The organism is Nocardioides sp. CFH 31398 (genome assembly GCF_022436705.1).
Lineage (GTDB): Bacteria > Actinomycetota > Actinomycetes > Propionibacteriales > Nocardioidaceae > Nocardioides.
The window spans coordinates 14,924-28,642 of the sequence record NZ_JAKUHT010000038.1 but is presented as its reverse complement, the minus strand read 5'-3'; the positions used below and the strand labels follow the sequence as shown (position 1 = coordinate 28,642).

Annotated in this window: 16 protein-coding genes; 10 read left to right on the top strand and 6 right to left on the bottom strand. The window is 74.5% G+C overall.

Annotated elements, in window-relative coordinates:
• The first annotated feature begins 302 nt into the window (after positions 1-302).
• The 3 genes from MJ876_RS20790 to MJ876_RS20780 are packed head-to-tail and all read left to right on the top strand — an operon-like array spanning position 303 to position 1,841.
• A complete protein-coding gene (locus MJ876_RS20790; protein ID WP_240238774.1) occupies positions 303-566 on the top strand; it encodes a phosphoribosyl-ATP diphosphatase in 264 nt (87 codons plus the stop codon).
• Positions 563-1,417 carry an ATP phosphoribosyltransferase gene (hisG, locus tag MJ876_RS20785; protein WP_240238773.1) on the top strand — a complete coding sequence of 285 codons (855 nt, stop codon included), beginning with the start codon at positions 563-565 and terminating at the stop codon, positions 1,415-1,417. The genes MJ876_RS20790 and hisG overlap by 4 nt, the downstream gene beginning before the upstream one ends.
• Complete coding sequence (locus MJ876_RS20780; protein ID WP_240238772.1) at positions 1,401-1,841, top strand: PH domain-containing protein; 441 nt, start codon at positions 1,401-1,403, stop codon at positions 1,839-1,841. Before hisG ends, MJ876_RS20780 begins: the two co-directional genes overlap by 17 nt.
• 7 nt (positions 1,842-1,848) lie before the next feature.
• On the opposite strand, the gene MJ876_RS20775 is transcribed toward MJ876_RS20780, so the two are convergent.
• The 6 genes from MJ876_RS20775 to MJ876_RS20750 all read right to left on the bottom strand — a co-directional run bounded on the left by MJ876_RS20775 (position 1,849) and on the right by MJ876_RS20750 (position 6,957).
• Positions 1,849-2,400 (bottom strand): AAA family ATPase, encoded by a 552-nt coding sequence (locus MJ876_RS20775; protein WP_240238770.1) that lies wholly within the window; start codon positions 2,398-2,400, stop codon positions 1,849-1,851.
• A 20-nt stretch (positions 2,401-2,420) separates the two neighbouring features.
• Positions 2,421-3,641: an alanine racemase gene (locus tag MJ876_RS20770; RefSeq protein ID WP_240238768.1), complete on the bottom strand. Its 1,221-nt coding sequence runs from the start codon at positions 3,639-3,641 to the stop codon at positions 2,421-2,423.
• 9 nt (positions 3,642-3,650) lie between these two features.
• Positions 3,651-4,142 carry a hypothetical protein gene (locus MJ876_RS20765; RefSeq protein WP_240239331.1) on the bottom strand — a complete coding sequence of 164 codons (492 nt, stop codon included), beginning with the start codon at positions 4,140-4,142 and terminating at the stop codon, positions 3,651-3,653.
• A gap of 63 nt (positions 4,143-4,205) precedes the next feature.
• A complete protein-coding gene (locus MJ876_RS20760; RefSeq protein WP_240239329.1) occupies positions 4,206-5,258 on the bottom strand; it encodes an ABC transporter substrate-binding protein in 1,053 nt (350 codons plus the stop codon).
• On the bottom strand, positions 5,255-6,142 hold the full coding sequence (locus MJ876_RS20755; RefSeq protein WP_240239327.1) for an ABC transporter ATP-binding protein: 888 nt from the start codon (positions 6,140-6,142) through the stop codon (positions 5,255-5,257). Before MJ876_RS20755 ends, MJ876_RS20760 begins: the two co-directional genes overlap by 4 nt.
• Positions 6,130-6,957, bottom strand: coding sequence for an ABC transporter permease (locus MJ876_RS20750; RefSeq protein WP_240239325.1), 828 nt, complete (start codon positions 6,955-6,957; stop codon positions 6,130-6,132). The genes MJ876_RS20755 and MJ876_RS20750 overlap by 13 nt, the downstream gene beginning before the upstream one ends.
• A gap of 85 nt (positions 6,958-7,042) precedes the next feature.
• Here MJ876_RS20750 and MJ876_RS20745 point away from each other — a divergent pair, with 85 nt between their 5' ends.
• From MJ876_RS20745 to pheT, 7 genes are all read left to right on the top strand, one after another.
• Positions 7,043-7,531, top strand: coding sequence for an SseB family protein (locus tag MJ876_RS20745; protein WP_240239323.1), 489 nt, complete (start codon positions 7,043-7,045; stop codon positions 7,529-7,531).
• A gap of 233 nt (positions 7,532-7,764) precedes the next feature.
• Positions 7,765-8,448: a translation initiation factor IF-3 gene (gene infC, locus MJ876_RS20740; protein ID WP_240239335.1), complete on the top strand. Its 684-nt coding sequence runs from the start codon at positions 7,765-7,767 to the stop codon at positions 8,446-8,448.
• A 25-nt stretch (positions 8,449-8,473) separates the two neighbouring features.
• Positions 8,474-8,668: a 50S ribosomal protein L35 gene (gene rpmI, locus MJ876_RS20735; RefSeq protein ID WP_240239321.1), complete on the top strand. Its 195-nt coding sequence runs from the start codon at positions 8,474-8,476 to the stop codon at positions 8,666-8,668.
• Between the two features lie 58 nt (positions 8,669-8,726).
• Positions 8,727-9,122, top strand: coding sequence for a 50S ribosomal protein L20 (gene rplT, locus MJ876_RS20730; RefSeq protein WP_240239320.1), 396 nt, complete (start codon positions 8,727-8,729; stop codon positions 9,120-9,122).
• Positions 9,119-9,916, top strand: coding sequence for an RNA methyltransferase (locus tag MJ876_RS20725; protein WP_240239333.1), 798 nt, complete (start codon positions 9,119-9,121; stop codon positions 9,914-9,916). The genes rplT and MJ876_RS20725 overlap by 4 nt, the downstream gene beginning before the upstream one ends.
• A 148-nt stretch (positions 9,917-10,064) precedes the next feature.
• Positions 10,065-11,183, top strand: coding sequence for a phenylalanine--tRNA ligase subunit alpha (gene pheS / locus MJ876_RS20720; protein ID WP_240239319.1), 1,119 nt, complete (start codon positions 10,065-10,067; stop codon positions 11,181-11,183).
• Entirely contained in the window at positions 11,180-13,681 is a 2,502-nt protein-coding gene (gene pheT / locus MJ876_RS20715) for a phenylalanine--tRNA ligase subunit beta (RefSeq protein ID WP_240239318.1), read from the top strand. Before pheS ends, pheT begins: the two co-directional genes overlap by 4 nt.
• Positions 13,682-13,719 lie beyond the last annotated feature (38 nt).

The window sequence follows — 13,719 nt, the reverse complement described above, 5'->3', positions numbered from 1 at the left end:
GGCGTCGAGTCGGCACGTCTGCGCAGCTGTACGGCGTCGAGTCGGCACGTCTGCGCAGCTGTATGGCGTCGAGTCGGCACGTCTGCGCAGCTGTACGGCGTCGAGTCGGCACGTCTGAGCAGCCGGGCGAGGCGCCGACGAGACCACGAGCCGTCCGGACGTGGCGACTCGAGTCCGTGGAGGCGTGCGTTCGGGCCGACTCGGGGTCCGTGGGGCGTGCGTTCGGGCCGACTCGGGGTCCGTGGGGCGTGCGTTCGGGCCGACTCGGCGTGCCTGCGTCGCCCCGCCTAGGCTGGACCCTCGTGAAGACCTTCGAGGAGCTCTGGTCGGAGCTGTCGACCAAGGCCGTCGAGCGCCCCGCCGGCTCGGGCACCGTGGCTGCGCTGGACGCCGGCGTGCACGCCATCGGCAAGAAGCTGGTCGAGGAGGCCGCCGAGTCCTGGATGGCGGCCGAGCACGAGGGCGCCGAGCGCGCCGCCGAGGAGATCAGCCAGCTGCTCTACCACGCCCAGGTGCTGATGCTCGCCGTCGGCATCAGCCCCGACGACGTGTACGCGCACCTGTGAGCCGGCCGCTGCGCATCGCCGTCCCCAACAAGGGGGCGCTGTCGGAGGCGTCGTCCGCGATCCTGCGCGAGTCCGGCTACCGCCAGCGCCGCGACAGCAAGGAGCTGGCGCTCACCGACCACGAGAACGGCGTCGAGTTCTTCTACCTGCGCCCCCGTGACATCGCCCTGTACGTCGGGGAGGGGACCCTCGACCTCGGCATCACCGGCCGCGACCTGCTGCTGGACTCCGGCGCGGACGCCGACGAGGTCATGGACCTCGGGTTCGGCGGCTCCCGCTTCCACTTCGCGGCGCGCCCCGGCGCCTACCGCGAGTGGTCGGACCTGGCCGGCGCACGCATCGCCACCTCGTACGTCGGGATCGTGACCTCGTTCCTGGAGCGCGAGGGCATCGAGGCGTCCGTGACCCGGCTGGACGGTGCGGTCGAGACCAGCATCCAGCTCGGCGTCGCCGATGTCGTCGCCGACGTGGTCGAGACCGGCAGCACCCTGCGCGCCGCCGGCCTGGAGATCTTCGGCGAGCCGGTGATGACGTCGCGCGCCGTGCTGGTCACGCGCCGCGGCGGCGAGATGCCGGACGGGTTCGACGTCTTCCGCCGTCGCGTGGACGGCGTCCTGCTCGCCCGGAGCTACGTGATGATGGACTACGACATCGCCCGCGAGCACCTCGAGCCCGCGACCGCGCTGACGCCCGGCATCGAGGGCCCGACCATCTCCCCGCTCCAGCGGGAGGGCTGGGTCGCGGTCCGCGCGATGGTCCCGCGGGCCGGGGCCCAGCGCCTCATGGACGAGCTGTACGGCGTCGGCGCCCGCGGCATCCTCCTCACGGACATCCATGCCTGCCGCATCTGAGCGGGGCCTGCCCCGCACGTTCCGGCCGCTCGCCACCCGGATGGCGGCGACGCTCCTCGGCGGCATGCTGCTGGTGATCTGCCTGGCCGCGTGGTTCCTGCTGGCCCGCGACATCCGGGACCGCTTCACCCCGTTCCAGATCGGCACGATGCTGTTCTTCGGGCTCCTGCTGTTCTCGGTCTGGTGGGGCCTGGTGCGCTCGCGCATCACCGTCACGGCCGAGAGGCTGGTCGTGGTGAACGGGTTCCGCCGCCACGACTACGACCAGGCGCAGGTGCTCGCCGTGCGCCTCCCCTCGGGAGCGCCGTGGGCGACGCTCGACCTCGCGGACGGCACGACGCGCACGGCGCTCGGGATCCAGTCGTCGGACGGCGACCGCGCCCGCGCGCAGCTCCGCGAGCTCCGCGCCCTCCTCGAGCGCTAGGCGCGCGTCAGTCCCGAGCCGCCGCCGCGTCGACGACGAGGTCGGCGTGGGCCTCGGTGCCCTGCGCCCGGTGGTGGGCGTCCTCGTCGGCCGACCACGCGTCGAGGTGCGGCGCGACCGTAGCGCCGTCGCGCGCGAGCACCCGGTCGCGGCGGAGCGCGACCGGTGCGGTCAGCCACACCAGGACGGTGACCCGGGCCGCGTGGGCGGCGGCCCAGGACCCCACCCCCTCGACGAGGAGCAGCGGGGAGGGCGCCACCGTGACGGTGCCCGCCCACGCGGAGGCGTGCCAGTCCCAGCGGCGGTAGGCGCCGGGCCGGCCCTCGGCGAGCGGCGGCAGCAGCGAGTCGAGCTGGACGGCGACCTCGCCGAGGCCGGACCACCCGGCGTACAGGTCGTCGGCGTGGACGACCTCGCAGCCGTCCGGCCCCGCGCGGTCGGCGATCGCGGCGGCCAGGGTGGTCTTCCCGGTGCCGGCCGGTCCGTCGAGGCAGACGAGCCGGCCCGTCCCCAGCGTCGGCGGCCGGGAGCGCGCCAGGGCCAGCACCTCGCCGGCCACGGCCTCGGCCCACCCGGTGCTCAGAAGACCTGCCCCAGCCCGCGGTAGGTCGCCACCTCGTCGACGACGTCCGCACCGCGGAGCAGCAGGACGGAGCCGACGTGCTCCATCAGCTCACCGGCCTTGGCGTGCCGGAACCAGACCGTGTCGCCCACGGCGAGGTCGGCGGCGCCCGCGCCGACGAGCGGGGTCTGCACCTCGCCCGCGCCCTCCGTGGCCGTCAGCTCGAGCCCGGACGGCGCCCACGGCGTCGGGAGCCGGTCGGGCCCGGCGGCCCCGGAGGCGACGTACCCGCCCCCGTGGACGGTGGCGGTGGTGGCGTCGGGACGCCGGGTGACCGGCAGGCCCAGGTACGCCGCGGGGGTGGGCGCGAACGCCCGGTAGTGGTCGAACAGGCGGGGCGCCAGCAGGCCGGAGCCGGCCGCGACCTCGGTGACCACCGGGTCGGACGCCGCGGCCTCGACCGACCCGGTGCCCCCGGCGTTCCACAGCTCGAGCGCCGCCCCCGCGCGGGCGAGGCCGACCGCGACCCGACGGCGCCGGCGGCGCAGCTGCGCCAGGTTGGCGGCCTGCAGCCGCCGCAGCACGGTGGTGCGGACCGCCTGGCCGGGGACCGCGTCGCCCAGGCCGGCGACGAGGCCCTCGTAGGTCATCGCCCCGACCAGGTCGAGGCCGTCGCGGGTGAGGACCTCGCGACCGAGGAGGACCACGTCGGCGACGGAGCGCAGCGGCGAGCGTCGGGGTCCGAGGCGCCCGGGGCCGGCGTGGAGGGACGCGTCCACGTCGAGGGCCACCCGGACGACCGCCGGGTCCCCGACCGAGCGGCGCGCCTCGTCCACGAGGTCGAGGTGCCTCACGTCGTCGACCATCACCGTGATCGCCGCGGCCGCCTCGGGGTCGGCGGCGAGCGCAGTGAGCGCCGGCAGGTCGACGCTCGGGTAGGCGACGAGGACGTCGTCGGTGACGCCAGTGCGGTGCAGCCACAGCGCCTCGGCCAACGTGTAGGCCAGGACGCCCGAGAACCCGTCGCGGGCGAGCACCCGCGACAGCAGCGCGGGGACGCGCACGGACTTCGACGCCACGCGGATCGGCACCCCGCCCGCCCGGCGCTCGAGGTCGGCGGCGTTCGCGTCGAACGCGGAGAGGTCGACCACCACGACGGGACGGCGGGCGCCGGCCTCGCCGTACGCCGCGAGCGCGCGGCCCAGCCGTGCCGCGAGGAGGTCCCGGTCCTCGCTCATCCGCCGCGCCTACTCGATGCCGCGACGGCGGAGGATGGCCTCGATGTCGTCCATGCCCTCGTCGGCGGGCTGCTGGGCCGGCGGGGCCTGGCGCGCGGAGCGACCGCGCCGGCCCGCCGGGGCCCGGTCCTGGCCCGCGCCGACGGCGGGACGGCCGTCGGCCCCCTCGGCGGCCGGGGCCGGGCGACGGGCGGTGACGCCGCGACCGCGGGCCATCATCGACCCTCCGACGAGGAAGAGGACGACCCCGACGACACCGAGCGCGACCCCGGACCAGACGACGGGGGAGAAGACCAGGCGGACGGCCCAGGACCCGATCTCCTGACCGATCCGGACCACGAGGGGCAGGGCGTCGGTGAGGTACGCCGCCGGCACCAGCAGCGTGATGCCCAGGGCCCGCAGGGCGGGGGCGGAACCGCGGCGTCGGAGGGCCAGGACAGTCACCGCCAGGCCCACCACGGTGAGCACGAGGGTCAGGGCCAGCCAGGTCGCGTCGTCCACGACGACCACACTCCCACAGCGGCCCCGACCCCCGTGCGCACGACGATCAGCCGGTCGGGCGGCTCAGCCGGCGTTGCTCGCGGTCTGCTCGACCAGCGGGGCGAGCTGCTCGGAGTACCGACCGTCGAAGTACTCGGCGACGTCGACCGGCTCGGGCAGGAGGTCGGCGTCCGTGAAGGTGTCGGAGATCTCCTGCTCGGAGTCGATCACCTCCTGGTCGACGGGCAGGATCGAGATCGGCCGCTTCCGCGCCGCGGCGAGCGTGACCTCGGGCGACAGGCCCGTCTGCTCGGCCCAGACGTCGGCCCACTCCTCGCGGTTCTGCGAGGCCCACACCTGCGCCCGGGTGATGCGGCCGATGTAGTCCTCGACGGCGGCCTCGGTCGCCGCGTCGTCGAGGGCCACGTCGGAGGCGACCTGGAAGTTCATGCCGTTGACGACGTCCTCGCCGTCGGCCAGCACCCGGGCGTCCTCCTCGATGATGGCCTGGGAGACGTAGGGCTCCCAGACGACCCAGGCGTCGATGAAGCCCTGGCTGAAGGCCGCGAGGCCGTCGGCCGGCTGCAGGTTGCGCTGCTCGACCTCCTCCAGCTCCACGCCGGCCTCGCGCAGCTGGGCGAGCAGGTTGTAGTTCGCCGAGCTGCCCTCGGCGACGGCGACGGTCTTGCCCCGCAGGTCCTCGACCGACTGCAGCGGCGAGTCCTTCGGCACGAGGATGGCGTCGCCGAGGCCCGTGTAGGTCGACGCCTGGACGACCTTGAGCTCCGAGCCGGAGGCCGCGGCGAAGATCGGCGGCGTGTTGCCGACGTACCCGAGGTGGATCGCGCCGGTGCCGAGCGCCTCCATCATCGGCGGGCCGGAGGTGAACTCCTCCCACTGGATCTCGTAGTCCGTGTCGTCCTCGCCGGCGGCCTCGAGCATGGCCTGCTGGCTGGCGGACTTCTGGTCGCCGACGATGAGCGTGACCTCCTCGAGGTCGACCGACCCGTCGTCGTTGACGGCGGCCTCGTTGCCCGTGGCGTCCCCGCCGCAGCCGGCGAGGACGAGGGCGAGGGCCGCCCCGGCGGTGGCCAGGGCGGTACGGCGGGTGGCCCGTCGGGTGCTGGTGCGGGTCATGCTGCTCCTCGGTCGTGGGCGTCCGCGGCGGGGGTGCCGGGCGCGCGGTTCGGGTTGGGCGGGGTCGGCTCGACCCCGAGGGAGTGGAGGATCTCCTCGCGGACGGCCGCGACCTCCGGGTGCGACGGCGAGCGCTCCGAGCGCGGGAGCCCGATCTCCCAGGTGCGCGCCATCTGGCCGCCGTCCATCACGTGGACGCGGTCGGCCAGGTTCAGGGCCTCGTCGACGTCGTGGGTCACGAGCAGGATCGCCATCTGCCGACGGCGCCAGAGCTCGATGACGAGCTGGTGCATCTCGATGCGCGTCAGGGCGTCCAGCGCGCTGAACGGCTCGTCGAGCAGCAGCAGGCTGGGGTCGGGCACCAGGGCACGGGCCAGCGAGACCCGCTGCGCCTGCCCGCCGGAGAGCTGCAGGGGCCAGGCGTCGAGCTTCTCGCCGAGACCGACCTCCTCGAGGCGCTCGCGGGCGAGGCGGTCGCGGTCCTTGCGCTCCGGGGCGTTGAGCAGGGCGAGGGCCACGTTGTCGACGACGGTCTTCCAGGGCAGCAGGCGCGGCTCCTGGAAGGCGACCGCGGAGCGGCCGACGACGTCCACCTCCTCGGCGGGGGAGGGGTCCAGGTGCGCCAGGCTGCGCAGGAGCGTGGACTTGCCGCAGCCGCTGCGACCGAGCAGGGCGACGAACTCGCCGGGGGCGATGTCGAGGTCGATGGAGCGCAGGACGTGGACGTCGCCGAACGAGCGGTGGTGGCCGCGGACGCGGGCGACGTGGCCCGCGGCGCGGTCCGCGCCGTTGGCGGGGTGCGGGTCGGGGACGTGGGGGCCGACGGACGGGGTGTCCGACGCGCCGGGCCGGCTCGACCGGCGGGTGGGGGTCAGGCGCGCCATGAGAGCGCCCTCCTCTCGAGGTAGCGGACGATGGCGTCGGTGGCCAGCCCGAGCAGGCTGTAGGTCACGAGGCCGACGACGATCACGTCGGTCAGCAGGAAGTCGCGGGCGCGGTTGATCATGTAGCCGAGGCCGGCGTCGGAGCCGATGGTCTCCGCGACGATCAGCGAGAGCCAGGCGATGCCGAGGCTCTGGCGCAGACCCACCAGCGTGTTGGGCAGGGCGCCGGGCAGGACGACGTGGCGGATGCGCTGGAGCCGCGTCAGGTGCATGGAGCGGGCCGCCTCCATCACCTTGCGGTCGATGCCACGGATGCCGGCGAAGGTGTTCAGGTAGAGCGGGAACGCGACGCCGAGCGCGATCAGGGCGACCTTGGGCGCCTCGTCGATGCCCATCCAGATGATGAACAGGGGGATGAGGCCGAAGTGCGGCAGCGTGCGCAGCATCTGCATCGGCGGGTCGACGGCCTCCTCGCCGATCTTGCTCAGGCCGGCGACGAGGGCCAGCAGGAGCCCGAAGGACGCGCCCAGCACGAACCCGAGGGCGACCCGCTGGACCGACACGAGGACGGCGTCGCCCAGCGTCCCGTCGGCGATCAGCTCGCCCGCGGCGGTCGCGATCTGCGCGGGCGAGGCGAGCTTGCGCTCGTCCAGCACGCCGGTGCTGCTGGCGAGCTGCCACAGCGCGACGATCGCCACGGGGGACAGCCAGCGACGCCAGGCGGTGAAGCGCCGGCGGGGTGCCGCGGTGGCGGACTTCGTCGGCGTGCCCGGGGTGGGGCCCGCCGTCGTCGGTGGGGCGAGGGCTTGACTCATGTGTCCGATTGTCTTCAGACCCAGTCGACTTTATGCAAGTTGGGCGGGCCCGTGGGTGATCGGTGTCGCCTGTCACCATGATCGGGTGCGCGACATCCCCGACCCGGGCTTCGCGGGGGACGACGGTGCGGCCGACCCCGCGCTGCTCGCCACGCTGGCGGCGGCCGGGACCGACCCGGCGGCGGCCCTGGCGGCCCTGGGCACGTCCCGTCTGCTGGTGCCCGTGACCGCCGTGGCCGGGGAGGTGGAGACCGGCCCCGACGGCCTCGCCCGCGAGAAGGACTCCGACATGGCGGTCGTCCTCATGCGCGGCCGCGACGGCCGGCTCGCGCTGCTGGCGTTCAGCGGCACCGAGTCCCTCGCGCGGTGGGACCCCGGCGCCCGGCCGGTGCCCGTCGCCGGTCGGACGGCGGCCCGGGCGGCTCGCGAGGACGACGCCGAGGCGCTGGTCGTCGACGTGGCCGGCCCGACGCCGTACGTCGTGGAGGGCGACGACCTCGTCGGCCTCGCCGAGGGCTGGCGGCCCGTCCGCGTCGCCGGCGGGCACGGCTGGATTGCGCCCGCAGGGGAATGATCCGTTAGTCTTCCGGGGTTGACCGATCGTGCACCTCGCCGAGGTGTGCGATCCAGCAAGCGGGGGCGCCGCACGAACTGCCCCTCACCCGCACCGGCCGCACCACTGCACCACAGGCCGTCGGGTCCCGGTCACGACTCCCGTCAGGGGGTCACGAGTGCGGTCCCGCAGTCTGCGGGGCACTCGTCCGGACTCCCGCTCGCTCACCGAAGCGCTGACACACGGGAGGACCCATCAGCACCGAGCACCGCATCAACGACCGGATCCGCGTCTCCGAGGTCCGGCTCGTTGGCCCCAACGGCGAGACGGTCGGCATCGTGCCGACCGGCGACGCCCTGCGCCTGGCCCAGGAGGCCGAGCTCGACCTCGTCGAGATCGCCCCGACCGCGCGCCCCCCGGTCTGCAAGCTCATGGACTACGGGAAGTTCAAGTACGAGAACGCCCAGAAGGCCCGTGACGCGCGCCGGAACCAGACCAACGTCGTCATCAAGGAGATGAAGCTCCGCCCGAAGATCGACAGCCACGACTACGACACCAAGAAGGGTCACGTCGTGCGCTTCCTCCGGGCTGGCGACAAGGTCAAGATCACGATCATGTTCCGCGGCCGCGAGCAGCACCGCCCCGAGCTGGGCTTCCGGCTGCTGCAGCGCCTCGCGGAGGACGTCGACGACCTGGGCTTCGTCGAGTCCGCCCCCAAGCAGGACGGTCGCAACATGACCATGGTCCTCGGCCCCCACCGCAAGAAGGCCGAGGCCAAGGTGGAGATGCGGGCCGAGAAGGAGACCCGGGCCGCCGAGCGCGCCCAGGACGAGGCCGAGGAGCGCGCCGAGCGCATCGCGCAGCGCGGCGACGGTCTCGTCGCCCAGAAGAAGACCCGAGGTCGTTCCGAGAACCTCGACCCCGAGATCGACGCCTGAGGTAGAGGCGCAGGAGGAGAGCACGATGCCGAAGATGAAGACGCACTCCGGTGCGAAGAAGCGCTTCCGGGTCACCGGCACCGGCAAGATCCGTCGCCAGAAGACGGGCCTTCGCCACAACCTCGAGAAGAAGCCCTCGAAGGTCACGCGCCGCATGTCCGGCACGACCGAGGTCGCCAAGGCCGACGTCGCGCAGGCGAAGAAGCTGCTCGGTCGCTGAGCCCCGGCTCAGCAGCACCGGCACCACCCGATCCCGAACCGAGCAGGAGTAGAACCCCATGGCACGCGTCAAGCGCGCAGTGAACGCCCAGAAGAAGCGTCGTACCACCCTCGAGCGGGCCAGCGGCTACCGCGGCCAGCGCTCGCGCCTCTACCGCAAGGCCAAGGAGCAGGTCACCCACTCCCTGGTCTACAGCTACCGCGACCGTCGCGCCCGCAAGGGTGAGTTCCGCAAGCTGTGGATCCAGCGCATCAACGCCGCCGCGCGCGCCGAGGGCCTGACGTACAACCGCTTCGTGCAGGGCCTCAAGCTCGCCGGCGTCGAGGTCGACCGCAAGATCCTCGCCGACCTCGCCGTGACCGACCAGGCTGCGTTCTCCTCGCTGGTGGCCACCGCCAAGGCGGCGCTGCCGGACGACGTCAACGCTCCCCGCGAGACCTCCAAGGCCTCCTGATCCAGCCCCTGACCGCGGGCAACGCCCGCGTCAAGGACGCCCGTCGGCTCAGCCGCCGCTCCGAACGATCGGAGCGGCGGCTGTTCCTCGCCGAGGGCCCGAACGCCCTCACCTCGGCGCTCGCCCGCCCGGGCTGCGTCGTCGAGGTGTTCGCGACCCCGGCCGCCGCGGACCGGTACGCCGACCTGCTGGTCGACGCCCCAGCGGTGGTGCTCGTCGACGACCGCGCCATGGCTGCGCTGTCGGACGCGGTGACCCCGCCCGGCCTCGTCGCCGTCTGCCGGTTCCTCGACGTCGCGCTGGACGACGTCCTGGCGGCCTCGCCGCGTCTCGTCGCGGTCTGTGCCGACGTCCGCGACCCCGGCAACGCGGGCACGGTGGTGCGCACCGCCGACGCCGCGGGCGCCGACGCCGTCGTCCTCGCCGGTGAGGCCGTCGACCTGCACAACCCCAAGACGGTCCGCGCCAGCGCCGGCAGCGCGTTCACCCTGCCGGTCGCCGTCGAGCGCGACCCCGCCGCCGTCGTCCGGCGGCTCCAGGACGCCGGCCTCGCCGTCCTCGCGACCACGGGAGGCGGGGACCTCGACCTCTTCGAGGCCGACGACGTGCTCGCGGGCCCAGTGGCGTGGCTGCTCGGCAACGAGGCGGCGGGCCTGCCGGCGGACCTGCTGGCGCTCGCCGACCACCGCGTCTCGATCCCGATCCGGGGCCGGGCGGAGAGCCTGAACCTGGCCACCGCAGCCGCGGTCTGCCTGTACGCCTCCGCGCGGGTCGCCGGCCGACCGGGCGCCTGAGCCCGTCCGCGGTGGCGGGCGGCCCTCGGTGACCGATCGGTGTCGGTCAGCGACACCGATCGGTCACCGGAGCCCGGACGCGTCCTCGCCCGAGCCGTGTGCGAAACCCGGTCGAGGGACGCCCGCGCCGGTTCCTAGACTCGACCCCATGTCCGGACCCAACTCCCAGTTCGACCCCGTGGAGGTCGCGGTGCTCCAGCCCGAGGCCGTCGACGCCGCGCGCGAGGCCGCGCTGGCCGCGATCGAGGCGGCGGGTGACCCCGAGGAGCTGAAGGCCGTCCGGACCGCCCACGCCGGCGACCGCTCGCCGCTCGCGCTCGCGAACCGCGAGATCGGCGCGCTCCCGCCGCAGGCCCGCAAGGAGGCCGGCCAGCGCGTCGGCAAGGCCCGCGGAGCCGTCGAGCAGGCGCTGGGCCGACGCGCCGCCGTCCTGGAGGCCGAGCACGAGGAGCGGATGCTCGCCACCGAGACCGTCGACGTCACGCTGCCCACCGACCGGCAGCCCGCGGGCGCACGCCACCCGCTCACCACCGGCGCCGAGCTGATCGCCGACATCTTCGTCGCGATGGGCTGGGAGGTCGCCGAGGGCCCCGTCATCGAGGCCGAGTGGCTGAACTTCGACGCCCTGAACCTCGGCCCGGACCACCCGGCCCGCACGATGCAGGACACCTTCTGGACCGAGCCGGCGTCCGACCACCTCGTGCTGCGCACCCAGACCTCGCCGGTCCAGGCCCGCACGATGCTGAGCCGGACACCCCCGATCTACGTCGTCTCGCCCGGCCGCGTCTTCCGCACCGACGAGTACGACGCCACCCACAGCCCCGTCTTCCACCAGGTGGAGGGCCTGGCCATCGACCGCGGGATCTCGATGGCGCACCTGAAGGGCACCCTCGACCACTTCGCGACCGCGATGTTCGGCGAGGGCATCACGACGCGGTTCCGCCCGTCGTACTTCCCCTTCACCGAGCCGTCGGCCGAGGTCGACCTCGTCTGCTTCGTCTGCCGCGGCTCCGGCACCGACCCCGAGCGGGGCGGGTCCGTCGTCTGCCGCACCTGCAAGGGCGAGGGCTGGATCGAGTGGGGCGGCTGCGGCGTGGTCAACCCCCGCGTCCTGCGCGCCTGCGGCGTCGACGACACCGAGTTCACCGGCTTCGCCTTCGGCATGGGCATCGACCGGTCCCTCATGTTCCGCCACGGCATCTCGGACATGCGCGACCTGTTCGAGGGCGACGTCCGCTTCGCCACCACCTTCGGGAGTGAGCTGTGAGAGTCCCCGTCTCCTGGATCCGCGAGCACGCGGACCTGCCGGAGTCCGCCACCAGCGAGGAGCTGGCCGCCCGGCTGACCGCGCTCGGGCTCAAGCTCGAGGCCCTCGAGCGGCCCGCCGAGGCCATCACGGGCCCGCTGGTCGTCGGCCGTGTGCTGACGATGGAGCCCGAGCCGCAGAAGAACGGCAAGACCATCAACTGGTGCACCGTCGACGTCGGCGACGCCAACGGCACCGGAGAACCCCAGGGCATCGTCTGCGGGGCGCACAACTTCGCCCCCGGCGACCTCGTCGTCGTGATCCTGCCCGGGGGCGTCCTGCCCGGGAACTTCGCGATCTCCGCCCGCAAGACCTACGGCCACGTCTCCGCCGGGATGATCTGCTCCGGCGCCGAGCTGGGGCTCTCTGCGGAGTCCGACGGCATCGTCGTCCTGCCCGCGGACGCCGGCGAGCCGGGGGACGACGCGATCGGCGTCCTCGGTCTCGACGACGACGTCATCGAGATGGAGATCAACCCCGACCGGGCCTACGCCCTGTCCGTGCGCGGGGTCGCCCGCGACGCGGCGCTGGCGTACGACGCGCCGTTCCGCGACCCCTGCGAGCGCGACGTCCCGCCCGCCGACGACGCCGGCTGGCCGGTCCGCATCGAGGACCCCGCCGGGTGCCCGGTCTTCGTCGCCCGTCTCGTCTCGGGCCTCGACGCCACCGCCACGACGCCGGAGTTCATCGCGCGGCGTCTCACCCAGGCCGGGATGCGACCCATCAGCCTCGCCGTCGACGTCACCAACTACGTGATGCTCGAGACCGGCCGGCCGATCCACGGCTACGACGCCGACAAGCTCACCGGCACCGTCGGCGTCCGGCGGGCGGGCGCGGGGGAGCGGCTCACCACCCTGGACGGCACCCGCCGGATCCTGTCGCCCGAGGACCTCGTCGTCGTCGACGACTCCGGCCTGATCGGCCTCGGCGGGGTCATGGGCGGGGAGGACACCGAGATGTCCGCCACCACCACGCGCGTGCTGGTCGAGTCGGCCCACTGGGACCCGGTCTCCATGTTCCGCACCGGACGCCGCCACAAGATCACCTCGGAGGCCGGCAAGCGCAACGAGCGCGGCGTCGACCCGACGATCTGCGAGGCCGCCGCGGACCGCGTCGTCGAGCTCCTCGTCACGTACGGCGGCGCGACGGCCGAGCCGGGCGTCACCGTCGTCGGCACCCCGCCGGCCCGCGAGCCCATCACGATGGCCGCCGACCTGCCCGCCCGCGTCTCGGGCATCGACATCCCGGCGGACCGCGCCGTGCAGGTGCTCCGCGACCAGGGCTTCGCGGTCGACGCCGAGGGCGCCGACGTCGTGGCCGTCCCGCCGCAGTGGCGCCCCGACGTCACCGACCCCTTCGACCTGGTCGAGGAGGTCGTCCGCGTCGTCGGCTACGACGCCGTCCCGTCCGTGCTGCCCACCCCCGGCGCCGGCCGCGGACTCACTCGGGCCCAGCGGCTGCGCCGCCGCGTCGGCCGCACCCTCGCCGGCGCGGGCGCGGTGGAGGTCGTGAGCTTCCCCTTCGTCGGCGACGCCTCGCTCGACGCGCTCGGCCTGGACGCCGACGACGAGCGCCGCCGCACGATCCGGCTGGCGAACCCGCTGTCGGCCCAGGAGCCGGCGTACACGACCACGCTGCTGCCCGGCCTGCTCCGCGCCGCCGCCCGCAACCTGGGTCGCGGCGCCACGGGCGTCACCCTCTTCGAGACCGGCAGCGTCGTGCGCGGGGGATCCAGCCCGACCCCGATCCTGGGCGTCGAGTCGCGCCCCAGCGAGCTCGAGCTCAAGGAGCTGCTGGCCGGCGTCCCCGACCAGCCGCTGCACCTCGGCCTGGTCCTCGCCGGCGAGCGGGAGCGGGCCGGCTGGTGGGGCGAGGGAGCCTCCCCCCAGGGCTGGGCCGGCTGGGCCGACGCGCTGGCCCTGGTGCGCCGCCTCGGCGACGAGCTCGGCGTCCCGCTCTCGACGCGGGCCGCCGTCCGCGCGCCGTGGCACCCCGGCCGCTGCGCGGAGGTCCTGGCCGGCGAGGGGGAGTCCGCGGTGGTGCTCGGCCACGCCGGCGAGCTGCACCCGCGCGTCTGCGACGCCCACGACCTGCCGCGCCGCAGCGCCGCGGTCGAGCTCGACCTCGACGCCCTGCTGGCCCTCGCGCCCGACCGGGTCGCCGGGCCGGAGCTGTCGTCGTTCCCGATGGCGAAGGAGGACGTCGCGCTGCTGGTCGACGTCTCCGTCACCGCCGCCGAGGTCGAGGCCGCCCTGCGCGAGGGCGCGGGTGAGCTGCTCGAGTCGGTGCGGCTGTTCGACGTCTACACGGGTGCCCAGGTGCCGGAGGGGAAGAAGTCGCTCGCGTTCGCGCTGCGCTTCCGGGCCCCCGACCGCACCCTCACCGAGGCCGAGACCGGCGCCGCCCGCGACGCCGCGGTCGCCGCGGCCGCCGAGCGTTGCGGGGCCGTCCAGCGCTGACCACCTCAGCCATCGCCGGTTGAGGCGGGGTCCAGAGC

What these genes read in the sequence shown, in the direction of transcription:
- MJ876_RS20780 (WP_240238772.1), top strand. Translation starts at nt 1,401, where the DNA reads ATGCCTGCCGCATCTGAGCGGGGCCTGCCCCGCACGTTCCGGCCGCTC.
- MJ876_RS20770 (WP_240238768.1), bottom strand. Translation starts at nt 3,641, where the DNA reads ATGAGCGAGGACCGGGACCTCCTCGCGGCACGGCTGGGCCGCGCGCTC.
- MJ876_RS20760 (WP_240239329.1), bottom strand. Translation starts at nt 5,258, where the DNA reads ATGACCCGCACCAGCACCCGACGGGCCACCCGCCGTACCGCCCTGGCC.
- MJ876_RS20755 (WP_240239327.1), bottom strand. Translation starts at nt 6,142, where the DNA reads ATGGCGCGCCTGACCCCCACCCGCCGGTCGAGCCGGCCCGGCGCGTCG.
- MJ876_RS20750 (WP_240239325.1), bottom strand. Translation starts at nt 6,957, where the DNA reads ATGAGTCAAGCCCTCGCCCCACCGACGACGGCGGGCCCCACCCCGGGC.
- rpmI (WP_240239321.1), top strand. Translation starts at nt 8,474, where the DNA reads ATGCCGAAGATGAAGACGCACTCCGGTGCGAAGAAGCGCTTCCGGGTC.
- rplT (WP_240239320.1), top strand. Translation starts at nt 8,727, where the DNA reads ATGGCACGCGTCAAGCGCGCAGTGAACGCCCAGAAGAAGCGTCGTACC.
- pheS (WP_240239319.1), top strand. Translation starts at nt 10,065, where the DNA reads ATGTCCGGACCCAACTCCCAGTTCGACCCCGTGGAGGTCGCGGTGCTC.